This window comes from Parabacteroides sp. PF5-6 (genome assembly GCF_029504695.1).
Lineage (GTDB): Bacteria > Bacteroidota > Bacteroidia > Bacteroidales > Tannerellaceae > QVMG01.
This window is the reverse complement of record NZ_JAQFIN010000001.1, coordinates 386649-411469: the sequence shown is the minus strand read 5'-3', so window position 1 is coordinate 411469 and position 24821 is coordinate 386649. Positions and strand designations below refer to the sequence as shown.

The 24821-nt window shown below is 48.8% G+C and carries 18 protein-coding genes; 7 read left to right on the top strand and 11 right to left on the bottom strand.

Annotation, left to right across the window (positions count from 1 at the left end; all coding sequences use genetic code 11):
• Nucleotides 1-175: 175 nt before the first annotated feature.
• Together M2133_RS01640 and M2133_RS01635 are read right to left on the bottom strand one after the other, a co-directional pair.
• On the bottom strand, nt 176-1432 hold the full coding sequence (locus M2133_RS01640) for a Gfo/Idh/MocA family oxidoreductase (RefSeq protein ID WP_277464216.1): 1257 nt from the start codon (nt 1430-1432) through the stop codon (nt 176-178).
• 80 nt (nt 1433-1512) lie between these two features.
• Nucleotides 1513-2307 (bottom strand): DUF3108 domain-containing protein, encoded by a 795-nt coding sequence (locus tag M2133_RS01635; RefSeq protein WP_277464215.1) that lies wholly within the window; start codon nt 2305-2307, stop codon nt 1513-1515.
• Nucleotides 2308-2398: 91 nt separating this feature from the next.
• On the opposite strand from M2133_RS01635, the gene M2133_RS01630 reads away from it, so the two are divergent.
• Complete coding sequence (locus tag M2133_RS01630) at nt 2399-3322, top strand: cation diffusion facilitator family transporter (RefSeq protein ID WP_277464214.1); 924 nt, start codon at nt 2399-2401, stop codon at nt 3320-3322.
• Here the strand turns inward: M2133_RS01630 and M2133_RS01625 are convergent, their stop codons facing one another.
• Both M2133_RS01625 and M2133_RS01620 read right to left on the bottom strand, forming a co-directional pair.
• A complete protein-coding gene (locus M2133_RS01625; protein WP_277464213.1) occupies nt 3323-3946 on the bottom strand; it encodes a flavodoxin family protein in 624 nt (207 codons plus the stop codon).
• A gap of 1 nt (nt 3947) precedes the next feature.
• Nucleotides 3948-4451 (bottom strand): GNAT family N-acetyltransferase, encoded by a 504-nt coding sequence (locus M2133_RS01620; RefSeq protein ID WP_277464212.1) that lies wholly within the window; start codon nt 4449-4451, stop codon nt 3948-3950.
• A gap of 147 nt (nt 4452-4598) precedes the next feature.
• Here M2133_RS01620 and speA point away from each other — a divergent pair, with 147 nt between their 5' ends.
• Nucleotides 4599-6491, top strand: coding sequence for a biosynthetic arginine decarboxylase (gene speA / locus M2133_RS01615; protein ID WP_277464211.1), 1893 nt, complete (start codon nt 4599-4601; stop codon nt 6489-6491).
• A 21-nt stretch (nt 6492-6512) separates the two neighbouring features.
• Here the strand turns inward: speA and M2133_RS01610 are convergent, their stop codons facing one another.
• Nucleotides 6513-7106, bottom strand: a complete 594-nt coding sequence (locus M2133_RS01610) for a hypothetical protein (RefSeq protein ID WP_277464210.1) — start codon at nt 7104-7106, stop codon at nt 6513-6515.
• 281 nt (nt 7107-7387) lie between these two features.
• Between M2133_RS01610 and M2133_RS01605 the strand changes: the two genes are divergently transcribed.
• The 3 genes from M2133_RS01605 to M2133_RS01595 all read left to right on the top strand — a co-directional run bounded on the left by M2133_RS01605 (nt 7388) and on the right by M2133_RS01595 (nt 10844).
• Nucleotides 7388-8419, top strand: a complete 1032-nt coding sequence (locus tag M2133_RS01605; protein ID WP_277464209.1) for an endonuclease/exonuclease/phosphatase family protein — start codon at nt 7388-7390, stop codon at nt 8417-8419.
• Between the two features lie 69 nt (nt 8420-8488).
• Nucleotides 8489-9550, top strand: coding sequence for a mechanosensitive ion channel family protein (locus tag M2133_RS01600; RefSeq protein ID WP_277464208.1), 1062 nt, complete (start codon nt 8489-8491; stop codon nt 9548-9550).
• Between the two features lie 163 nt (nt 9551-9713).
• The gene (locus M2133_RS01595; protein ID WP_277464207.1) at nt 9714-10844 is read left to right on the top strand and encodes an ATP-binding protein; all 1131 of its coding nucleotides are present in this window, start codon (nt 9714-9716) and stop codon (nt 10842-10844) included.
• 193 nt (nt 10845-11037) lie between these two features.
• Here the strand turns inward: M2133_RS01595 and M2133_RS01590 are convergent, their stop codons facing one another.
• Both M2133_RS01590 and M2133_RS01585 read right to left on the bottom strand, forming a co-directional pair.
• Entirely contained in the window at nt 11038-11919 is an 882-nt protein-coding gene (locus M2133_RS01590; RefSeq protein ID WP_277464205.1) for an alpha/beta hydrolase, read from the bottom strand.
• 250 nt (nt 11920-12169) lie between these two features.
• Nucleotides 12170-14857 carry a hypothetical protein gene (locus tag M2133_RS01585; protein WP_277464203.1) on the bottom strand — a complete coding sequence of 896 codons (2688 nt, stop codon included), beginning with the start codon at nt 14855-14857 and terminating at the stop codon, nt 12170-12172.
• A 219-nt stretch (nt 14858-15076) separates the two neighbouring features.
• Between M2133_RS01585 and M2133_RS01580 the strand changes: the two genes are divergently transcribed.
• On the top strand, nt 15077-16876 hold the full coding sequence (locus tag M2133_RS01580; protein ID WP_277464201.1) for a helix-turn-helix domain-containing protein: 1800 nt from the start codon (nt 15077-15079) through the stop codon (nt 16874-16876).
• A gap of 277 nt (nt 16877-17153) precedes the next feature.
• Here the strand turns inward: M2133_RS01580 and ccsA are convergent, their stop codons facing one another.
• The 4 genes from ccsA to nrfH all read right to left on the bottom strand — a co-directional run bounded on the left by ccsA (nt 17154) and on the right by nrfH (nt 21531).
• Nucleotides 17154-17936: a cytochrome c biogenesis protein CcsA gene (gene ccsA / locus M2133_RS01575; protein ID WP_277464315.1), complete on the bottom strand. Its 783-nt coding sequence runs from the start codon at nt 17934-17936 to the stop codon at nt 17154-17156.
• On the bottom strand, nt 17923-19167 hold the full coding sequence (locus tag M2133_RS01570) for a cytochrome c biogenesis protein ResB (protein WP_277464200.1): 1245 nt from the start codon (nt 19165-19167) through the stop codon (nt 17923-17925). The genes ccsA and M2133_RS01570 overlap by 14 nt, the downstream gene beginning before the upstream one ends.
• A 132-nt stretch (nt 19168-19299) precedes the next feature.
• On the bottom strand, nt 19300-20727 hold the full coding sequence (nrfA, locus tag M2133_RS01565; RefSeq protein ID WP_277464314.1) for an ammonia-forming cytochrome c nitrite reductase: 1428 nt from the start codon (nt 20725-20727) through the stop codon (nt 19300-19302).
• Nucleotides 20728-20949: 222 nt separating this feature from the next.
• Nucleotides 20950-21531 carry a cytochrome c nitrite reductase small subunit gene (gene nrfH, locus M2133_RS01560; RefSeq protein WP_277464198.1) on the bottom strand — a complete coding sequence of 194 codons (582 nt, stop codon included), beginning with the start codon at nt 21529-21531 and terminating at the stop codon, nt 20950-20952.
• 176 nt (nt 21532-21707) lie between these two features.
• Here nrfH and M2133_RS01555 point away from each other — a divergent pair, with 176 nt between their 5' ends.
• Nucleotides 21708-24809, top strand: a complete 3102-nt coding sequence (locus tag M2133_RS01555) for a glycoside hydrolase family 2 TIM barrel-domain containing protein (RefSeq protein ID WP_277464196.1) — start codon at nt 21708-21710, stop codon at nt 24807-24809.
• The last annotated feature ends 12 nt before the right edge of the window (nt 24810-24821 follow it).

The window sequence follows — 24821 nt, the reverse complement described above, 5'->3', positions numbered from 1 at the left end:
ATACCTTTAATATATCTCAATAGTTTCATTACTTCTTGTTTTATTTCTGTTTGTGATTACTCTTCTTTTTCACTCTTGCTTTCTAACGACTCTAAGCCATTAATTGTCAATCGAAGATCGGCCTTAGCCAATTGTCAATTATCAATTGTCAATTAGGGACATTTGAATCGCAGATTCAAATGTTCCACGGCGCCCGCATCGGTTGATCGATCAACCGGTTGGCGGCTTCATCGTTGATAAATTCCAGTTTCACCGGATCGAAATGCAGTGTCCGGTTCAAGCGAAGCGCCACAGCTCCCATGTTTACGATGGTAGCCGAACGGAAACCGTTCTGCTCGTTCAAAGCAAACGGCTGACGCGTACGCACACATTCGATAAAGTCCGTCACCTGGGGTTCCGGCTCGGGGAAGGCCGCCAGTTTCTTTTCCCAGTCCGGGATATCACAAACAAAGTTCTTATATACATTCCCGTTCGGTCCGGAGATGTAAGGCGTATTGGGATCGCCATAGTCGCCACCCCAAAGCACGATCTGGCAACCGTCTTCATAGGTATAGGTAATCGAGCGCCAGGTTCCCACCGCGTCGGGATGTTGCTGCGGAGCATCGACCTCCACCTTCACCGGGCTGGTATGGTCTTTGCCAAGGATGTATTGCACGGGGTCGATATAGTGTTGTCCCATATCGCCCAATCCGCCGCCGTCGTAATCCCAGTAACCCCGGAAGGTACTATGTGTCCGGTGTGCGTTATAGGGTTTATAAGGTGCCGGGCCCAGCCACATATCGTAATCGAGCTCTGCCGGAACGGGTTGCGGTTCGAGGTATTCTTTGCCTACCCAGTAGAACTTCCAGTCGAAGCCGGTATGTTTGCTGATCGTCACCTTCAACGGCCAGCCCAACAGACCACTTTGTACCAACTTCTTCAACGGCTTAACAGGCGTACCCAAGCCATAGAACGGATCGGTAAAGCGGAACCAGGTGTTCAAGCGGAACATCCGTCCATGTTGTTTGACGGCTTCCATCACCCGTTTCCCTTCTCCGATGGTCCGGGTCATCGGTTTCTCGCACCAGATATCTTTTCCCGCCTTCGCCGCTTCGGTCGACATCAAGCCGTGCCAATGCGGCGGCGTAGCGATATGCACGATATCCACATTCGGATCGAGGATTAGGTCGCGGAAATCATGGTAGGCCGCGATCTTATCTTTCACCAGTTGTTTACCCAGCTCCAGGTGTTTCTTATCCACATCGCAAACGGCCACCAGGCGCGTACCGGCATAGTTCACATGCCCGCGCCCCATGCCTCCGGTTCCGATAATTCCTTTTGTCAGTTGATCACTTGGAGCAATAAAGCCACTTCCCAGCACGTGCCGGGGTACAATCGTAAAGGCAGCTATTCCCCCAAGCGTCTTGAGGAAGTCCCTTCTGTTTGTTCTCATAGTATATAATTTATTTAAAGTAAATAGATTCGAGTAATAGAAATGCAAATATAGAAATAAAGAACGACAGATGCAGTAAATCAACCGACGCCTTTGTATTCTTTTATAATAATTCGTGTGGAGCCCAACTTGAGTTTGGAGTCGATACGGATAGGCACTTTGTTCTGGTCGTTCGAGATATAGACCGTCATGGCTTCACTACCGTTTTCGAACGCTTTCTCATTGAGGATCATCACCAGTTTGATGCAATAATACTCCCGACCGTCGTTGGCTTTGACGGTTTCTATTCCGCGGTACTGGATATCCATATTCTCCATGCGTCGGCCGGTAAAATAAGCGATCGAGAGTTTATCTCCTTTCTTCATCGAGGCAAAATCATACGTTCGGGCATAATAGATCACACTGATCATATCGTAGATCGGCACATCGGAGACCTGCAGCGTATCAAACTTCAGTTCGCCGTTCTTGATGCGCTTGCCCCGCAGTTCCACCACGCCGGTAGAAGGGTATTGATAGGTTGCCCGTTCGATGGTATGATCGCTGTTCTCGTGCGCGTCTTTGGTGTACGCCAATGGGCGCAGATCTTTCCCCATATACGACGATAAGGTATCGGCCACGGAAAAGAAAGCTTTGACCGCGCCCGACGATTTGCCGCAAAGGCTAAACTTATAAGCCATTTGATCCGCATAGACGGTCTCTTCCGTTTTCAAGATAGAAACACCCGCTTTGGTATTAATCAACCCGTAGCGGAAGTACATATCATAAGTCAACTCCTCGCCCACCTTAAAAGGAAGAGTGCCGGTATGCTGCTGGGCATGAATATCCGAAGCCAGCAATCCGAAAAGCATCAAAGCCACATAGATCAGTCTGTTCATTTCGCAAAGATAAAAGCTAGTTTTCACAATGCAAGTTAATTATTGTTCGAAATAGTATTACCTTTGCTTTCCTTTAATAGATTTAGTCCAAATGGAACCTTCCGACACAAGAAAAAAAATACTGATCCGCACTTCATGGATCAGCACCATAGGAAACGGTGTACTTTCTATCGCCAAAATTATCATCGGACTGACCGCCGGTAGCTTGGCCGTTCTCGGCGACGGTATCGATTCGGCTACGGATGTATTTATCTCCGTCGTGATGATCTTTACTGCCCGGATCGTAAGCAAACCGCCCAGCCGTAAATATGTTTTCGGTTATGAGAAAGCCGAAAGTATAGCCACCAAAATCCTTTCCCTGGTGATCTTTTATGCCGGTGTGCAGATGCTTGTATCCTCTATCGAACGGATCTTCTCGTCCGAGCCCCGGGCGTTACCGGGTATGTTGGCGTTGTATGTCACCGTATTCTCGATCCTCGGCAAATGGGCGCTGGCTTGGTATCAGATCAAACAGGGAAAGAAGATCAACAGTTCGATGTTGATTGCCAACGCGAAGAATATGCAGAATGATGTATTGATCTCGGTCAGTGTACTTGTCGGCTTGTTCTTTACCTTTATCCTTCACCTGCCGATCCTGGACACGATCACCGGATTAGTTATCAGCGGCTTTATCATCAAGACCTCCATCACTATCTTTATGGAGTCCAACGTAGAACTGATGGACGGCGTAAAAGACGAATCCGTTTACGAGAAGATCTTCGACGCGGTCGAACGGGTGCCCGGCGCCCATAATCCGCACCGGGTACGTTCTCGACAGATCGGCGGCATGTATATGATCGACCTGGATGTCGAAGCCGACGGTAAGATCAGCTTGTACGAAGCCCATGATATTGCGCATGCCGTGGAGAGAAGCATCAAAGAGTCAGTGGAGAATGTCTACGATATAGTCGTGCATATCGAACCCGAAGGCAAATGCCACGAGGCCGAACAGTTCGGGATATGCAAAGAAGATTGATTACCGTATAAAATTAGTCCACGCCCGTTCTTCTTTCTCGGGGAACGCGATTCCGGCAGCTTTTCCCGCTTCAATGCAACGAAGCAGCCAGGCCATATTGCGCCCCAAGACACGCATGGTCTGCACCCCTTCGACGTCTTGAAGAACTTCACCGGCTTCGGCGCCATGCACCATATTCCAATACTGCGAAGTGACCACCGGCATCTGGCTCAGGGTCATGTATTTCATCAACTGATCCAGAGCTGCCGTTGAACCGGCACGCCGACAACTGACCACCACCGCTCCGGGTTTATACGCCATCTTTCCTCCTGCGGCAAAGAACGCCCGGTCCATAAACGAAGTGATCGCTCCCGATCCGGAGGCGTAATGCACCGGCGAGCCGAAAACAAAACCATCGTACTGATCGATCTGCGCAATAAACGGATTGACCACATCCGTATCGATAACACATTTACCCGTCTGCGCACAATGCCCGCATCCGCGGCAACCGGCAATCGGTTTGAGTCCCAACTGAAAGATTTCAGTTTCCACACCATTCTTTTCCAATGCCGAAGCCACTTCGCTCAAAGCCGTGAAAGTGCATCCTTTCGCATGCGGACTTCCGTTTACTAATAATACTTTCATTTTACTTATGTTCTTGATTATTCATTTTCTGAAACGCTATTCTTTCCGTGCCATTATCCGTATAGATAATGCCGCAGGCGGTATACCCGTTCTTCTCCAGGATATGTTGCATCACCCGGTTGTCTCGGTGGGTATCGATCCGCATATTTCCGCACTGACGGAAGCACCAACGCAGGCAATGATCGGCTACGCCCCGCACTTTCCCGTTTGTAGCGATGCGGTGCACCACCCCATAAGGTGCTTCATTCAGCCAATGTCCTTCTTCGATCCGGGCATAGGTGCGATCTTCTCCGATCCGGAAATAAAACACACCGGCAATGCCGAACACCGGATCCACACAGACATAACAATTTCTGTCCGTAATATCTTTTACGATCAGTTCGCGCGCGGGATAACCGTCGATCCATTGATTGGCATTACCGGTCTTTTGCATGAATTCGCGGGCATAACGGTAGGCTTCCATTATGATATCCAGGTCTTCTAAACGGGCTTTTCGTATCTTCATGGTGTTTTCTTTGTAAGCTATAAGAAATGTAAAGATATTCTTTTCCGCCAAAAACACCAAAAGTTTGCCCGAACGCGCCTCCTCTTATTGTTTTATTGCTATTTTTGTGCCTTTATATTATAAACAAGTAAAGGACAAGTATCGGAAATGAGAAAGTGGCGTATTGAAGACTCCGAAGAGCTGTACAACGTGGCAGGCTGGGGTATCAATTACTTCTCCGTAAATGAGAAGGGTAATGTAGTAGTAACTCCTAAAAAAGGTTATGCGAGTGTCGACCTGAAAGAATTGATCGATGAACTACAGATCAAGGACATCTCTACGCCTATGTTGATTCGTTTCCCGGATATCCTGGACAACCGGATCGAGCAGATCTCCAAATGCTTCAAGATCGCTGCCGAAGAATACAACTACCAGGCGGAGAACTTTATCATCTATCCCATCAAGGTGAACCAGATGAAGCCGGTTGTCGAAGAGATCATCAGCCACGGCAAGAAATTCAATATCGGACTGGAAGCCGGATCGAAACCGGAACTGCATGCCGTGATCGCGATGTATCCCGACTCCGAGTCGTTGATCATCTGCAACGGCTACAAAGACGAAAGCTATATCGAACTGGCCCTCTTGGCACAGAAGATGGGCAAACGCATCTTCCTTGTCGTAGAGAAACTGAACGAGCTCAAGCTGATCACCAAGATCGCCAAGCAATTGAATATCCGTCCCAATATCGGTATCCGCATCAAACTGTCGAGCTCCGGCAGTGGCAAGTGGGAAGATTCGGGAGGCGACGGCAGTAAGTTCGGCCTGAACTCCAGCGAACTGCTCGAAGCGCTTGAGTTTATTGAAAAGAATAAGATGGAAGACTGCCTGCGCCTGATCCATTTCCATATCGGCAGCCAGGTGACCAAGATACGCCGCATCAAGAACGCCCTGCGCGAAGCTTCGCAATTCTATGTGCAACTGCGCACGATGGGATTCAATATTGAGTTCGTCGATATCGGTGGCGGTCTGGGCGTGGATTACGACGGCACGCATTCGTCGAACAGTGAAAGCAGCATCAACTATACCATTCAGGAGTATGTGAACGACTCGATCGCCACGATGGTCGATGCCAGCGACAAGAACAATATCCCTCATCCGAATATCATTACCGAGTCGGGACGCTCACTGACGGCCCATCACTCCGTATTGATCTTCGAAGTGTTGGAAACCACCACCCTGCCGGAATGGAACCCGGACGATACGGTGACCGAAGAAGATCATGAGCTGGTGCGCGAACTCTACGAGATCATGCAAGGCCTCGACCAGTTGCGCGTATTGGAATCCTGGCACGATGCCCAACAGATCCGCGAAGAAGGCCTCGACCGTTTCGGATTGGGCATGCTCGATCTGCGTACACGCGGACAGATCGAACGGCTCTACTGGACTATCGCCCGCGAAGTGCATGCCATCGCCAGTCAGATGCGTCACGCGCCGGAAGAACTACGTCAGTTGGCAAAGATACTGCCCGACAAATATTTCTGTAACTTCTCCCTGTTCCAGTCGCTACCCGACTCCTGGGCAATCGACCAGGTATTCCCGATCATGCCGATACACCGGTTGGACGAACGTCCCTCGCGTACGGCTACCTTGCAGGATGTGACTTGCGACTCCGACGGAAAGATCGTCAACTTCATCTCGACCAAGAACTATTCCTATTACCTGCCCGTGCACCCGTTCAAATCGAAAGACTCCTATTATATCGGTGTCTTCCTTGTCGGAGCCTATCAGGAGATCCTGGGCGATTTGCACAACCTGTTTGGCGACACCAACGCCGTGCATGTCAGTGTGGATGAGAAAGCATACTCCATCGACCAGATCATCGACGGCGAGACCGTAGCCGAAGTCCTCGACTACGTGCAATACAACCCCAAGAAGATGGTTCGCACGCTCGAAACCTGGGTCACCTCCTCCGTCAAAGCCGGCAAGATCACCGTCGAAGAGGGCAAAGAATTCCTCTCCAACTACCGCTCCGGCTTGTATGGATATTGCTATTTGGAGTAATAAAACGGTATCACCAATGAATCAAGCCAATAGATAAACCCTCCGGTTTCGTTTGCCGGAGGTTTTTAGGAATCCTTCTTCCAAGAGGGTTTCCAGGTCTTTTTTTGCCTGGTAACGTGAACAGGCCATAAGTTTGGAATAGCCCAGGACATGGATAAAGGGTTCCCGCTCCAAATAAGTATTCAGGATCGTTTTTCGCTTGTCCAATGAAGTCGTTTTCTTTTTTAAACGTTCATCATCCACATGGATCTCGGCCGCACGCAAGCGTTTGCGCAGGGTCGGGCTACTGCGGAAATTCACGCCGTTGATACGCACTTCGACCATTGGGTTTTCCGCTTCATCCTTTTTCATCTGCGTGCCAACCGACAACGATAAAATGCCAATCTCTTCCATCTCTACCGTATACCCATCGCGCAACGACCGGGCGACAAACAGGGCAATGCCATCCAACACCGCTTTGATCTGTGCCGAGTTAATCCCTTTTTCATACAATGTATCACAGATTTCGCTCAGTCGACGAACGCCTTTAGACTGTACCCTCGCATGAAATTTCTTCGCTGTATCCCCAGAAGTAGAAGGCTGGGGAGTTTCATAAATACCTACGTTTACTTTCATAGTTTTTTACCTTATAATAATGTGCAACATTGCCGGAGTTGAAATGTGCTGATAGTTATCGGCACAAGTGCTGATAATTATCGGCACAAGTGCTGATAGCTATCGGCACAAGTGTCGACAATTATCGGCACAAGTGTCGACAAATATCAGCAATTTTATTTCCCCGAAGAAAAATGAAAAGATATTCTTGAACATATTACGAAAAAGAGATTGAGATCGATGGTTTTCTATTTGATTTTCACTACATTTACCCGGATTACAAACCCTAATACCCAAAGAACATGCCTTATTACCACCCCATCAAGAAAATCACGGATTGCGAAGAGCGGAATCGTGTGATTGAGAAGTTACTCGTGTTGCGGCGGCAGTTGGACCGGGAGATCCCGCAGAAGACGGCGACGGAAACGCTTTTGTTGGCGACTTGGAACATCCGGGAGTTTGGCGATAACCGAAGTCTCGAAAGCTTGTATTACATTGCGGAGATCATTAGCCGCTTCAATCTGGTGGCCATACAGGAAGTATCGGCCAACCTCAAAGGGCTGGAAGCGGTGATGCATCTGTTGGGACACAACTGGGATTATATCGTGACCGACAGCACCGATGGCACTGCCGGTGGCGGGGAGCGTACGGCGTTTGTGTATGATACGAATAAGATCTTCTTCCGCAAGGTGGCCGGTGAGATTGTCTTGCCACCCAACAAACTGATACAGGGAGAGTTGCAATTTGCCCGAACCCCGTTTTGCGTGGCGTTCCAGGCCGGCTGGTTCAAATTCCATCTGGCCACTGTGCATATCTATTACGGTAAATCTTCCGGCGTCGATCCCCGGCGGGTGGCAGAGATCGAAGCGATTGCTAAATTCCTGACCCAAAGAGGGAAAAAGGAAGATACGAGTTATATCCTGTTGGGCGACTTCAACATCCCCAAATGCGGCGACCAGACCATGCTCGCGCTCGAGCGCAACGGCTTCTCCATCCCCGACTGCATCAAGGAACATCCCAGCGACCTGGGCCGTACGAAGCATTACGATCAGATCGCTTTCAACCTCAAACTGGAAAAGAACATGACCGTCTTCTCGGAAAAGGAGCAGAAAGCGGGCGCTTTCAATTTCACCGAGTCCGTCTATACGCCGGAGGATGTGAAAGCTTACCAGAAATACTTCGATCCGAAATATACCGAAGGTAAGACTGAAGAAGAGATTAAGAAGTATTTCCTTTCGAAATGGCGCACGTTCCAGATGTCCGACCACCTGCCACTCTGGGTGGAGCTCAAAGTGGATTTCAGTGATGCTTATCTGAAGAAATTGAAAGCCTAAGAACGATAATTGTATTAACTTTGCCCCCGTTTTTCAAAACAATTCACAAAGTCTCTCGGTTAAATAAATATGTTAGAACAAGTCGTTTGGGGAAATACAGTTGAGAACTGGGGCATCTCCGTTATCATTATTCTGGGAACGATCGCGCTCACGAAGATCGTTTCCCTGTTCAATAAGAAAATATTGTACCGGATCACGCGCAAGACCGAGAACAAACTGGATGATATCATCTATGATTCCTTGGAGTCGCCGATCCTGTTCGGCATGATGTTATTGGGGATCTGGATCGCTTTCCACCGGTTGGCGTTCTCCGAGCAGCTGGTCAACGCCGTCAATGGGGCGTACCGGATCCTGGTGGTATTGAACGTGACCTGGTTCTTTGCCCGGTTGTCGAACAGCCTGATCGATGTATATGGGACTCATCCTTCCGATAGCTCTTCACGCGCCAAGAAACAAACGGCCAAGATGATGCCGATCATCAAACGCGGGGTATTGATTCTTGTCTGGATCATCGGAGCCATTACGGCGCTTAGTCATGTGGGTGTGAATATCAGTGCCCTGTTGGGGACCCTGGGTATCGGGGGGATCGCCTTTGCATTGGCAGCACAGGATACGGTGAAAAGCATATTCGGCGCCTTCACGATCCTGACCGACCGGCCGTTTAATATCGGGGATACCGTGCGAATCGACAGCCACGAAGGTACGATTATCGACGTGGGCATCCGCAGCACCAAGATGCGCAATTACGACAAGCGTATCATCACCTTCCCCAATTACAAGATCATGGACGCTTCGATTGTCAATATCTCCGCCGAGCCGATGCGTCGGGTAGTCACCAAACTGGGACTCACCTACGACACCACACCGGAGCAAATGCAACAAGCCCTGGAGCTCCTGCGCGCCATCCCGGCAAAGGTAGAGAACGCCTCTTCGAAAGAGGTCCTCGCCAACTTCACGGAATTTGCCGACTCCGCCCTGGTCATCACCTTCACCTTCTTTATCGAAAAGAAAGGCAACAACCAGAAAGTCACCTCCGACGTCTATATGGAGGTCCTGAAAGCCTTCAACCAGGCCGGTCTGAACTTTGCATTCCCAACCCAGACACTGTATATTGACAAAGGAGACGCTTAGTAAAAAGTTTGTAAATCAGCCGGAATACACTATTTTCGGCTAAAGCAAAGTGTGATTTGGCTAAATGATCGAGATGAAAAAATAGTCAATGAATTGACAATTTTATCATTAAATTTGTCAATTCACTTGAAAATATTATATTTGAAACTTAAGAAGAAATCTCATGGAGCCTATAAAACGATTATTGCAAGACAGAATAGCCGCCAGAATAGAACCGAATAAAGCGATTCTTATCTTCGGTGCGCGAAGAGTCGGGAAAACCGTATTGATACGCCAGTTGATAAACGGTTTTGAAGGAAAAACAATGCTGCTCAATGGAGAAGATTATGATACATTGGCTTTATTGGAAGAACGGTCTATTGCTAATTACAGGCATCTGTTGGAAGGTGTTGATTTGTTGGCAATAGATGAGGCACAGAATATCCCTGATATTGGTTCTAAACTAAAACTGATTGTTGACGAGATCAAGGGCATACGCGTAATTACAAGCGGATCGTCCTCTTTTGATTTATTGAATAAAGCTGGAGAGCCTTTGGTAGGACGAAGTACACAATTTCATCTTACTCCTTTTTCCCAAAGAGAAATAGCACCGACCGAAACAACCTTGGGAACCCGGCAAAACCTTGAATCGCGTTTGATATATGGTTCTTATCCCGAAGTTGTGAAATTGGATAGCTTCGAGCGCAAGACTGATTATTTACGGGATATTGTTGGCGCTTACCTGCTGAAAGATATTTTAGCTATTGACGGATTGAAAAATTCCGGTAAGATGAAGGATCTGTTACGTCTGATAGCTTTTCAACTTGGCAATGAAGTGTCTTACGATGAACTTGGCAAACAACTTGGTATGAGTAAAAATACGGTTGAGAAATATCTTGATCTGCTCTCCAAAGTTTTTGTTGTTTACCGTCTCGGAGCCTATGCACGTAACTTACGCAAAGAGGTAACAAAAGCCGGTAAATGGTATTTCTATGACAATGGAATACGAAATGCGATAATTGGTAATTTCAATCCTTTGTCTATTCGACAGGATGTAGGCGCATTATGGGAAAATTACCTGATCGGCGAACGCATTAAAGCTAACTATAATGAAGGTTTAGGTAAGGAGTTCTATTTTTGGAGAACTTATGACCACCAAGAAATAGACCTCATTGAAGAAAGTTCGGAATCGCTTACCGCATTGGAATTTAAATGGGGGAACAAAAAACCGAATATGCCGGGTGTTTTTAAGGAAGCATATCCTAATGCGACGTTTGATGTGGTCAATAAGGATAATTATCTGAATTATATTTAATATATACCTCCCGCTTTTTTCGCTTTCAGCATTATTTTTTTCGCTTTGGTCGGAAGAGCAACAGTGAGAAGGATTGAATTCTTTATGTTTGCATTGACAAGGTTAGAAATAAGATAGTCAGCAAGAATGTGAATCACTAATGAATTCTTCGAAAGTCCTTCTCTCGATACGATTGAAGGACTTTCTGTTATCTCTATTCGTTCGTCGTCCAAGGCTTCAGCCACATCTCCAGCAAGGCCAGCTTCTGGGCGCGGTATTTGAAGCCTTTCGTCATGCCAAAGCCATGGCCGCCTTCGGGGAAGATATACATGGAAGCCGGGATATTATTGTTTTTCAATGCCCGATAGTAATCAATACTGTTTTGTGGCAAGACCACCCGGTCGTCATCGCTCAGGAACAAGATCGTCGGCGGGGTATTGACATTCACCTGTTTCTCGTTCGAGAACATATGAATATCTTCCGGCGAAGGATTATCGCCCAACAGATTGGCACGCGATCCGCCATGTGTGGCGCGTTCCATGGTGATAACCGGATAGTAGAGGATACAGAAGTCCGGACGCGTGTTTATGCCATCAAAAGCAAAGTGTGTAGCAGCCGTCGACGCCAGATGCCCTCCGGCCGAGAAGCCGGCGATACCCACCTTCGAAGGATTGATATGCAACTGCTCGGCATTGCGGCGCACATAACGGATCGCTTCCCAGGCGTCGTTCAACGGGATCTCTTTGTGTTTGTTGGGCATCCGATATTTCAGGATCACCGCGGTAATACCCACGGAGTTCAGCCATTCGGCGAAGTCCGTGCCTTCATTCTTAAACGAGAGGCCGGCATATCCCCCACCGGGACAAACCACCACGACTGCGCCCGTATTCTTTTCCGCCTGCGGCGAATAAATGGTCAAGGTTGGATGCGACACATTGATATACCACGTGCCGTTGTTCTGCACCGTTTCCGCAACCGTCAGCCCATTCTCCGTCGGCGGCTGACCATTCCACAGATCCACCACTTGCTGGGCATAGCCGTTTACAACACCCACCAATAAACATAAAAACACCAGGAAACTCTTCATTTTCATCATACACATAGATTATACCTGTTAGTAATTGAAGCTATCTTCGATTTATTGAAACAAAGGTAGTGATTATTTAGCTATTTTTTCAATTTGCTGCATTTGCCGCGAGATAGGTCATTAAAGTCTTTTAGGTCTTTTAGATCTTTTAGGTCAGCGGTAAAACCTAAATGACCTAAATGACCTAAAAGACCTAAATGACTTTAAAGACCTAAAAGACCTTCAAATGCTCTTCTCTTCTGAAGCCTTCCCTATGATACTACGGAATCACCACTTTGGCTACCTTATTGCCGATCTGTACGATATACATACCGGCGGGCAGAGGCACGGTAGTGGTCCCGGCCGTGAGCTGGCGGGTGGCATAAAGCTTTCCGGCCGGTGTGTAGATGGACAAGCGAGTGGCCAAGGGGGTCTCAGCCACCAGCGCTCCATCGGAAACGTATAAATCAATCGGGGTAGTATCAATCAGGGCATTGCCGGTTGCGTTCACTCCTTCGACGGTGATCACCTGATGATCGGTCACCCGGTCGAGCAGGAAGCTCCATTCGGTAGCGCGCAGGGCATTCTCGGGAAGCCATTCCACACCGTTGAGGAAGACATGCACATCCGACGGATCATGTTCGTTCAGCGTACTCAGTGTCAGACGGAACGGATCGCCATAAGGCAGCGAATAGGTTCCGGGCAGCGGATTGCTGACAGCACCCGGCACTTCGGGGATCGTCAGCTTATATTCGCGCAGGGCGATCAGCACCTCACTGTCTTTCGTGATGGGATTAATGATATAGCTGAAAGTATTGTTTCCCAGTTCGCGAAGCGTTTCTTCTTTCCCATCGATGGTAAAGAGCAGTTCGTCGGCCGTGACCGGTTCCTCGGTATTGAATTGCAGATACAGATGTTCACCCTCTTCTATCGTCAGTTCACCTGCCGAATAGTTAGCGGTAATGCTTCCACCGGTTTCCAGGTTGATGATATGGTATACGGAGTTGGCAGTGGGGATTACGACAAACAGAGGCGAGGTAACGACGATTTCACCTACAGCTTTCTTGATAGTCGTTTGGATCCGGTAGAATCCGGCTCCGGGAGGCGTAAAGCTCAGGGTATAATCCTCAAGCTCATTTCCTGACTCAGCCCTTGAGAATGGGTTTTTAAACCGCTGTATACCGGAGTAAGCTCCTCCTCCTACGGGAACATCCTCAAGCTGGCCCGTATCTTCGTTCACCTTCTTTAAGTCATGCTTTATTTGCTCTAATTTTTCCTGATCTTCCGGCATACTGGCAGGCATATTAGCCGAATTAGCAGGTGTATTCGTAGTATTGCCAGGCTTTGGGAATATCGGAGGGAAACCCGGCAGCTGTTTAAAGAAATCAAGAGGATTAGGAGGATCTGTAGGATTAGGTCCCGCCACTTCCGTAGCACGTCCCGTTTCGTCGGTAAAGCTTGCCCTTTCATTAACGATCACCGCTGTTTCGATTTCATCTTCGCCAGGAGTCAGACCGTTTGTGTTTAGACCGCCTGTGTTTTTTATGAGATTCAACGTTTTCAGTATATCTTGTATTGTCTCTTCCTTCACCTGCGGTTCTGCCTGGATTATCCCATTGCGTATCTCTTCTTTGGCTGTCGTTCCCAACTCCGTTCCTGTGGGTTTGGCTTTTTCCGGAGTCTGAGGAACGATCTTAACCTTAGAGTCTTCTGCGATAGTAATCGTTTTTATTCTATTGAGATTCTGCTGGATCAATGTCAGGTCCACGTTTTTTTCCACAATCAAATTGGTGATATCGGTGTCCAATAGGGTGATTTCCCTCTTTTCTTGTTCTCCTCCATTAACGATGGTGGGCGAAGCAATTTCTATCGTGTTGATTGTTAGTCCGGGGATAATACCGTTGAAGGGGATTTCATCGCCTCCTTCAACTAATTTAAGCCTATTATTATTGGTGATCACAATCTTTTCTGCAGGTGTTTCTTTTTCTTCCAATTCTTTCAAACGGGCAGGAAGGTCATTCCCTTTTACTGCGAGATAATGGGTAAATAACACATTGCCGATCTGCGTTTCGATGCGATATTCTCCGGCTTCTACGCCTTTCCCGTTTTCTGCCTGGAGTTTCAGTCCTTTATTATCGGGTTCATTAAGCTCCTGTAGTAATTGATTCGTCAGCTCTAACCAATCCTCTCCTTCTCCTGTATTTTTCTTCTTCATATTAATTTGCTCAGCGGGAAGACCTGCTGGCTGGGCAAGAAGCGGACTGTACAATAGCGCGATATACTTTCCATCTTCCGCGGGAAGCATCGTCTCTGTCCAGGCCCGTTTTTTGAGCACCTTCGTGCCGACTGTGGCTTGTTGGATAGCACCTGTCCAATCTTTCAGCGTAGCTTTTTCATTCACCGACAGGGCCTCGGTGATTTTCAGCAATCTATCACTCCCGAGATCTTCGAATTGGGCAGCCATTACCGGCTCACAAATAAGTTCGCCGTCGACTTCGACACGTTTTACTTTCAATCCCGGCTCATCTGTTGTTCCGGACGCTTGGGCGATCTCCAGCGCTACTTTCGCCTTCTCATTAATCTTTAAGGCATTGGCGATTTCAACCCCTCTCATATTGATCGTAACTGCCGGCACAGCCGGTTTGACAGTCAGGTTATTGAGTTTCACGCCTTCTTCCATCGTCAGAACTAATTCATTACCCACATAGGAATCAATATCCAGGTTGTCAAATTCAATACGGAGAAACAAATCACTACTATCAAACTCTTTATAGATCTGCTGACCATTATCTATGCCAACGGTCGTTTTATACGCGATCAGATAAGTTTTATTATTTTCCGCCCTGATGCAAACGGAATAACCGGGTTCCAAATTACTTAATTCGAATTGCGTTTGCCCATACATGCTCACCGAGCACAAAAGGGCAATCAGCCAAAGCATCTTTTTTCTTGGTAGAAATGTTTTCATGTTGTTGTTTTTTTAGATATTACTGTTAATTAAGAATTGTTGTTCACTTTGTTTCGACCAAAAGTAAAATATGCAAATGAGAAAAATGTTACAATTGATCAATTGTAACCAAATTTTTCTACAGCCTTTCATTTTCGGTTTATTCTCTTTATCTTTCGGGGCTGAAAGCTGAATCCGTCTTTTCTCGATGAAAAGGCCAAAAATGAAGAAAAAACAGCGATGAAACAGATACGATTTGCACTCTTATTGGTATTTTGCCAAATATTCTTTCTGATGCCTTGTTTGGCAATGGATGAAGAGAATCCTTTTGCCAAAATGATCGATCGCTCTTATCCGGAGAACTGGGTGGAGCTGACCACGCAGTACACCCAACTCAGCTATACCGACTCTTTGCAAGGTCTGCGACTGACGCAACAGATCCGCGAAGTGGCCCAGCAGACCGGTAGTGATTACTGGCAGTTGGAAGCCGATTTCTTTCGGGTCAACTACAACCACCGCGAGGAGGTGCGCAACGCAGCAACCACCCAAGAGACTATGCTTCAGTTGGAGGAGATAGCCCAACAGGCTCTACTCCGCCATCATCCGGGCATACGTATCCGGGCGTTGGAAACCATCATGCGTGCTTACCGCGATATCCTGCAAAACTATGAGATGGCTTTCGAATACAGCCGGATATTGGCCGATGAGTTGGAACAGGTCGACGCCTCGATCTATATCGACAAATTGCAAGCCTACCGGATCATCGGTGACCTCTATTATATGTTCGGCGACCTGGAAGGGGCCGCTTTTTATTACGCCAAGCTGTTGGATGATAAAGGGAAAAAGACCGAACAGGAGATGTTGCATCACTTCCCGGCCTATTGCAACCTGGGACTGATCGCACGCAAGAAAGACAACGACATAGCGACCTCGGACAGCCTCTACAACCGGGTCTTGTATCTGGCGGAGCAGGGCAATGAGACCTATCGCCGGCAGGGAAGGGTATGGAAAGGCATCATCTATTCGCAACTGGGCGACAACCGCTACTTCGAGAACGACTATGAAAGCGCGATCCCCCTATACCAGCAGAGCCTGGAGATTATGGTGGATTATAATGATCCGCACTTTGTGGCCGGTACGTCTATCCGGCTGGCAAATCTGTACCTGTTGAAAGGAGAGCTCAAGGCCTGCAAGAGCTTGCTCGACCAGGCGCGCACGTGTATCGACCAGTCGTACCAGCAAAGGCGTTACCACGAACTCTTCCCCGTATTAAGCAAGTATTACGCGGCCATAGGCGACCGCTCGGCGTCCATGGCTTACCTCGATTCGGCAATGATTGCCCAGGAAGCATACAATAAACAATTCAGTTCTTTGCAGTTGTTGCGCGCCGAGCAGCGCAATTTCAAGCTCGAGCAGATAGCCCGCGAAGAAGAACTGCATACCGAGCAGGTACGCAGCCGCGGTTATCGCTTATTGTCGCAGGCCATATTGGCGGGATTCGTGATCGCACTGGGACTATTGCTTTATATCCTTTATATCTACCGGAAGAAACAGGCGGCATACCGCGAACTGGTGCGCCGGGCGCAAGCCTGGGCTGTCGAACGGCCGGCAACCCTTCGGGAAGCGGCAACGGCAAACGCTGCCTGGTGCGAGAATACAGACGACGACGAATATCCTGAAATAGACAACGACGACGAATCGGATCAGCAGATCGCTCAGGCAGTCATCACGCTGATGGATGCGGAAAAGATCTTCCTGGCCCACGACCTGACGCTCGATACCCTGGCATTGCGTCTGAAGGTCAATCGTTCCTACCTCTCCAAAGCAATCAACCAGTCGATCGGAAAGAAATTCACCGACTACGTCAACGAATACCGCATCCGCGAAGCCATCCACCGGCTGAACGACCCCTTGTTGCAAAGTCAGTCACTCGAAGGCCTGGCCGCCGAATGCGGTTTCAACGACCGCATCTCTTTCTACCGCGTATTCAAAAAGATCACCGGCCTCTCCCCTTCGGAATACCGTAAGAATATGCGATAAAACACTGTCTTTTTCGTAAGGATAAGGAAGGAAAAGTCCGAAGACCGGGAGAGAATAACAGTATAAGATAGGTCATAAAATTGTTAGAGGTACCTCAAAAACAATTATGAGGTACGTCAAAACAAATTATGAGGTACCTCATAACAGATTTAGAGGTACCTCATAATATTTTTTCTGCCCTACCTTCTCAAAACATCAACCAGTTGTTCCATCATTTGCCCCAAGGTATTTTCAGATTGTGCCGTATAGAAGTTGGTATCGATCTCAAATCGATTGATTACGAGTAGACATGAATACTGCCCTGGGCGGAAGGCAGATAGTTGACGCCGATCCAGGTGATCATCAACAGGATAAAGGCAATAGGCAACAGCCATAGGGTGAAGGTGGGATGCCACCGGCGCAGGCGCATATGGATATACATCAGATAGGCAGCTGCAGTGATAAAGGCCCAGGTCTCCTTCGGATCCCACGACCAATAATGTCCCCAGGCTTCTTTCGCCCAGACACAGCCCATCAACAGACCGAGCATCAGGAAACCGAAACCGGCATAGACCAGGTTATCCATCAACTGATAAAGCTTCTGATCGGCAAGGCCTTTACTCTGTTTCTTTATTTGAATAAAAGAGGCTATCGTAGCAGCGCCCAACAGGGCATACGATAGGATATAAGAGGTTACATGCGGCACAAACCAGATACTTTGCAAGGCCGGCATCAGGTTTTTCGAGTGAATCTCCGGTTTGAACAGGTTGATACAGACAAAGACACAGGCCATCAAGCTACTGAACGACAATAACCAGTTGTATTTCCAGTTCTTATAGGTCAGGAAACCGATCACCGACAGGAAAAAAGAGTACCACAAACGGGTCTCGCCCATCGTGCGCATCGGCGGACGCTCGAGGCTGATCCACATACCGACGATAAAGAGAACAAACACGGCAATACCCGCCAGCATCAGAAGATCAATCAGTCGCCGCTGTATCTTCGTATAGACCAACGTGCCCGCCGCGATCCATAACAACATCGCCGGAAGGGCAAACCAGACAAACTCATTCCACGTCACCATCACTTTCCTCCTTTCTTCGGTTTCCCATCCATAACATACATACCGAGCCGGCAGCCAACAAGAGAATACCCACGTAGACCGCGATCACCCAGGGATCGTAGACCAACTCCATACTGCTGTAAGAAGACAACTTCCCGGCTTCGGTGTCGTAGCCATACTGATAGATCATCCAGTGTTTCACCCGATAGGGCTTATTCACCTCCAACCGCGTATGTCCTTGTGCCCCGTCTTCGGTAAACACATCGATATCGGAGATAAAACGTTTGGGATCCGGGCGGGTCATCACCACCGTATAGGTATCGTCCAGCGGTAGGGTCATCAAGAGTTGAGCGGTACTGCCGCCACAGACCCAGCCCTGGGCAGTCTTTCCCGTATGGCGGTTCTTCGCATGAATCAAAACGGCGGGAGTAGCTCCGGGCATTGCTACCCGTCGATAGGTGCTGTCGCTGTTGCGCACCGCTTCATGGATATATTCTTCGACCGAGAGATCCCATGCGTCGATCTTTCCCGTCACCGGTTTCTCATCCAACTGAAGGTATTCAGGGTGCTGCTCGGGTTGTGCATGCCCCGATTGCCGGTCGATCACCGCCAGTTGCGGCGGATACTCTTCCATGATAAAATCATTCAAACGGATGGCGATCGGCAGTTCGAGCGCTTCGCCATCGGCATTATACACCCGCCATTCGGTATCTCCCTCACGCACATACATCACATAACGTTTCATATCCGAAGCCCCCAGCCCCGAAGCAAACAATAACAGCCAAAGGCCGATATGATTCAGGTAAAAAGCATAATCCGCCTTGCGGAAAGAGAAAAGACGGCGCGCGATCAATGTACCTAAAGAGAGTAACAGTAAAAGATAAAGTATGACAAACGGCCAGGAAGTCGTCATTTGCCGAAATCCCAGCGCCGTGCCCAGGCTTTTATCGCCAGGATGAATATGCGCAAGCTGCGGCGTCAGCCCCATAAAGATGCCCAATATCAGAAGCCCACCTATCAAAGCCACCGCCATCGGCACACCCGAAAGCCATTGCACCAGCGGGTTCTTCCGTTTCACCGCTAATAAGACAGACAGTAAGACAATCACCGCCCCTACAATCCCATTCACCGGCCAGAGCAACAAGGTAAAGTCAAAAGGCCCGGCAAAGATCTGTAAAACAGAGCCTACCACCAACAATCCAAACACCAAAGCAATGCTTTCCGGGTACCGCCAGGGGAATTGCCACATATTTCGTTTACTTTCTTCCACGAGAGTTCAATTACGAATTAAAAATTACGAATTACGAATGAAGATCAAATTACAAGGCGGAAAGATACAACTTTATAATTTTTAATTCGTAATTCGTAACTCGTAATTGTCTTATTTCATCGCCAGCCGTCCGTTTCCTTTCGCTTTCTCTACCCATTTGGGGACAACGGTTTGCTTCCAGTTATCTTTCTTGTCGTGTAGGGTTTTCATATCCAGTCCGATATACTCTTGTGCTTTGCTTTTGGTGGAGATATCAGGCAGATTAACATCCGTTACTCCGTTAGCAAACAATACCTTTTGCAGTTCCAATTGCGCCTGCAAGGTACGATCCAGACTATGAGCCAGGATGCGTTGCGTTTCTACCGGCGCATGGAACGAACCGCCATGCGAAGCCACCGCAAAGTCCCAACGCCATTGTGCTTGTCGAAGCAGTTGCAGGGAAGCAGCCATTTGCGCCTCATTTGCTCCATTATCCCAAGCGGTCTTCGCCAGGATATGCGCTTTGGAGAGTTCGGTCTCGATACGGTCGCGGATCTCTAAGGCTTTGTCCTGGTATTCATAGACATACTTGCGCAGGTTTTCTTCGCTGTCGCGGTGACAAGTCTGGCAGGTATTGGCGATGTTCTTCAAAGGGCTGACGATCTGATGATCGGAATACTTAATGCCCCCTTCCGATTTATAAGGCATGTGGCAATCGGCACAACCCAAGCCACGCTGACCGTGCGTACCCATCATAAAGAGTTCGTAGTCGGGATGCTGCGCTTTCAACATCGGGGCACGGCTGACGGCATGTGTCCAGTCGGCATAGTCGGCTTCGTCGTAATACTTTTCCATATCTTCCACCGTAAAACCACCGTCCCAGGGGAATGTCAGGTATTTACCGTCGCCCTGGAAATAATATTCCACATGGCATTGGGCACAGACCAGGTTACGCATCTCCTGCGGAGTCGCCTCAGCGATATTCTTTCCCTGGCGCTCGAACGCTTCGACCAATGCCGGACGAGTGATCGTCAGGTTCATCGTCTGCGGATCATGACAGTCGGCACAACCGATCGGGTTGACCACCTCATCACCCAACGCACCCCATTTGTCTTTATAGAAGTTTTCGATACCCATCTCCTGCATCATACGCGGCACATCGGGGCTTTTACACGTCCAGCAGGTAGCCGGTTGCGGTCCGTCGCCATCCGCCACCGGTGTGCCGGTGCGTAAGGTCGAGCGGATATCTTCGATCGCATACGCATGTCCGCGCGGAGCGGAATAGTCCTGCGCGAAAGCATAACCTGCCCAAAGCACCACCATCTCCGGACGACTTTCCAAGACGTCTTCCGGCATATTACCCAGGTGCTTGCTGCGGAAGTCCATATCGGCGGTTTTCTTCCAGGTGGCATACTCGCGCGGGTAATTGGTTCCCCACAACTCGTTATGCGGTTCTATACCCGCAATCTCTACCTTCTTATTATTAAATAAGGTAGCGATCTCTGCTCGTCGTTCGGTGATCGACGCCGCCAGTATCCCCAATACAAATACCGCTACCATCACTACGCCAAAGATTCCCCATCCGATCAGGGGTTTGCGTTTAATTGCTTCTGCTAATTTCGTGAACATGTATCTTAATTGTTAATTATTAATTGTTAATTATTAATTTTCCTAAGGCTTATAGGACTCCTTGGACTTCCTAGGACTTCTTAGGCTCCTTAGGGCTCCTTGCGCTTCCTAGGGTTCATAGGACTCCCAGAAGCTCCAGGAATCTTAGGTACCTTATTCTTCCTTCATCATTTTCTTTAACCATTCCGGTACCGGAGAAACAGGTAACGGAACAAGCGCATTCGGCGACGACGACAGGTTGCTCACCTTCGTATGTGGCACCTGCGTGTGGCAATCCCAACAGGCTTTGCCTTCGCCTTTCTTCACCTCCGCATACGTGATCATGCCGGTTTTCACAAACTCCGTATTGAGTTGCGTATGGCAACGGATGCAGTTGTTCATTATCACCGTATGGCTACCATCGCGCGGACGCAGGGTCTGCGGCTCGCCTTTGATCGTAAAGACGGCGGCATGATAGAGACCATCCATCGCTTTGAACGCGTATTTCTCAATGGCGTTGTTCTGCGGCACATGGCAATCGTTGCAATTCGTCCACAAGGCGTGCGAACTATGGTTCCAGGAATCGTAATAAGGCGACATGATATGGCAATTCACACAAGTCGACGGTTCATCCGACAGATACGAATGCATGCGCGACATATAAACGGCATACAGACCGATCCCGCCCAACAATCCCCCTGCGACAAAGAAAGCAAGGAGCATTTTCGAAGGGATGTGGCTGAATATTTTCTTCATGATAGAATATGAATACTTGTTGTTAATGCAAAGATAAGCGATCGTTCGGAGGCTAAATGTAATCAAAATTACATTCTGTCGAATAAAACAAAAGAAAAATTAGCGCACCTTCGACACTTAATCCCGATTATTTAATAAATTTGCCGTAATCTATCTAAATTAAAAACACGTAATCCATGAAAAAGAACATTTTGCTTCTATGCATTCTGCTTAGTAGCGGGCTTTTTGCCCAGAACGCTCCCAACTGGGAAAACCCGGAAATATTCGCCATCAACCGGGAAGCGACACGAACCACTTCCCTGCCCTACCCGAACGAGGCATTGGCGATGGCCGACGACTATGCGGCTTCACCTTATTATCAATTATTAGACGGACAATGGAAATTCTTTTGGGTGCCCAAGGTTGCCGAGGTGCCCGAAGGCTTCTGGCAAGAGAATTATAATGTGTCCGCCTGGAAAGAGATACCCGTGCCGGGCAATTGGGAGTTCAACGGGTATGGCATACCGATATATACCAGCGCCAGTTTTGGTTTCCGCGCCCGTCCGCCTCATATCGATCGCGAAGACTCTCCGGTAGGCGCTTACCGGCATACGTTCAATATCCCGGAGAACTGGGAAGGACGCAAAGTTTTTCTGCATTTCGAAGGAGGAACCAACGCGATGTATGTCTGGGTAAACGGCAAAGAAGTCGGTTATACGCAAAACGCCAAGAGCCCGGCGGAATTCGATATCACGCCTTATATCCGCCAGGGCAAGAACACCCTTGCCTGCCAGGTGCATAAATACAGTGACGGTTCCTATCTGGAAGACCAGGATATGTGGCGCCTGGGCGGTATCCACCGGTCGGTCTACCTCTACAGCACAGCGCAAACCCGTATCTGGGATTATTTTGCTCATCCGGAGCTCGACAAAAACTACAAGAACGGTACGCTTGCGTTGGATATGATCCTGAAGAATTATGCATCGACCGATCAATCCCAAACACTGGAGGCTACATTATTAGATAAGGCAGGCAAGAAGGTATTTGCCCGCACGCAGCAGGTGGTTATCCCTGCCAATGGCGTTTCCGAGTTTACCTTATCCGGCAATATCGCTTCGCCGGCGAAATGGACAGCCGAGACACCCCATCTCTATACCTTATTACTTACACTGAAAGATGCCAACGGCAAGGTGGTCGAAGCGACCTCCCACAAGCTTGGCTTCCGCAAGATCGAGATCAACGACGGCCAGCTCTTTGTCAACGGTAAGAAAGTATTCTTCAAAGGGGTTAACCTGCATGAGTTCGATACCCGCCGCGGCAATGTGGTCGACCGGGAGATTATGATGAAGAACATACAACTGATGAAAGAACTAAATATCAATGCTGTCCGTACGTCTCACTATCCGCAGCCGCCGTTATGGTATAAATTGTGCGACGCATACGGTTTGTACCTCGTAGACGAAGCCAATGTCGAGTCGCACGGCTTGGGTTACGGACCGGACAACGTATCCAACTTCCCCGAATGGAAAGCGCAACACATGGATCGCCTGTACAGCCTGATCGAACGCGATAAGAACCATGCCTCCGTCATCTTCTGGTCGCTGGGTAACGAAGCCAGCAACGGCAAGGCGTTCTTCGCGATGTACGATTGGGCCAAAGCGCGCGACAACAGCCGGCCCGTGCAGTACGAACAGGCTTACCAGAAAGATCCCAATACGGATATCATCTGCCACATGTATCCTTCGTGGGCAAATATGACGCGCGACGCGGCGAAAGACCTGGGCAAACCTTATATTATGTGTGAATACGCGCACGCCATGGGTAACAGTATGGGTAACTTCCAAGACTATTGGGACCTGATGCGCTCGAGCAAGAATATGCAAGGTGGCTTTATCTGGGAATGGTACAATCACGGCTATGCGGCACACGACGAGCAAGGCCGCTTCTACTGGGCTTACGGTGGCGACCTGAACGGTTACAACAAGATGAACAGCAAGAACTTCTGTATGGACGGCATTATCAGCCCCGATCATCAATACCTGCCGCATACTTATATCGTAAAGAAAGTATATCAGGATATCCTTTTCGAAGCCAAAGATCCGGATAAAGGAATGATCACAGTGATCAACGACTTCAAATTCACCGATATCAACGCGAAGAACTATGCTTTCAAATGGGTCTTACTGAAAAACGGCGAGCCCACGGCCGAAGGCAGTTTCACCGTCGATGTCAAAGCCGATAGCCGGAAAGACGTCACCCTCAAATTGCCGGCATTGGAACAAGGACCGGGAACGGAGTATTTCCTGCAGCTCTATGCCTATACCGTCGAAGCGACCACCTTCCTGCCGAAAGGATTTGAGTCGGCCAAAGAAGAGTTTGCGCTGGCAGGCAATAACTATTTCACGGCGGAAGAAAGAAACGGCTCCCTGCAAATGGATCAGCAAGAAGATAAAACCATTGTCAAAGCAGGCGATCTGACCTATACCTTCTCTACTGTGAACGGAGCTTCCCTCATCAGCCTGACGCAAGGAGACAGACGCGTCTTCAACGAACTGCCACGTATGAACTTCTGGCGCGCGCCCAACGATAACGACTTCGGTTCGAAAGAACAATACAATCTCCGCCTATGGGATGCCGCCAGCCATAACCTGATCTACCGTTACGGCTGGATGGAAGAGACCATAGGCGGCATCACGTTCCGCTACGTTGTCAAACCCCGCGGTATCGAAGCGAAAGTAGATCTGGCTTATACCGTAAACAAAGACGGCAGCCTGACGATCGATGCGCACTACCAGTCTTTGTCCGACGACGAACTGCCGGAGATGATGCGCTTCGGTATGCTGATGACGCTGCCGCGCGAGATGAACGACTTCACCTGGTACGGACGCGGTCCGCATGAAAACTACATCGACCGCAACCACGATACCTTTATGGGCATCTGGAACGGCAAGGTGGAAGATCAGGCATTCGCCTACTACCGTCCGCAGGAGACCGGCAATAAAACGGATGTGCGTTGGCTCACCTTGAAGAACGCCGCCGGCAAAGGTATCCGCATCTCCGGTCCCCAGCCGCTGGCGGCCACCGCCATTCCCTACAAACCCGAAGATCTCGACCCGGGAATGACCGAGAAGCAACAGCACTGGTCGGACGTTGTCGCCCGCCGGGAGAACGTACTCTACGTCGATCTCTTCCAACGCGGTGTCGGTGGTCTGAACTCCTGGCGCGATCGCCCGTTGGATCAATACCGCTTCCAAGAGAAAGAGTATAAATACAGTTATACGATTGAGTTTGTGAAGTAAAAGAACCGCATT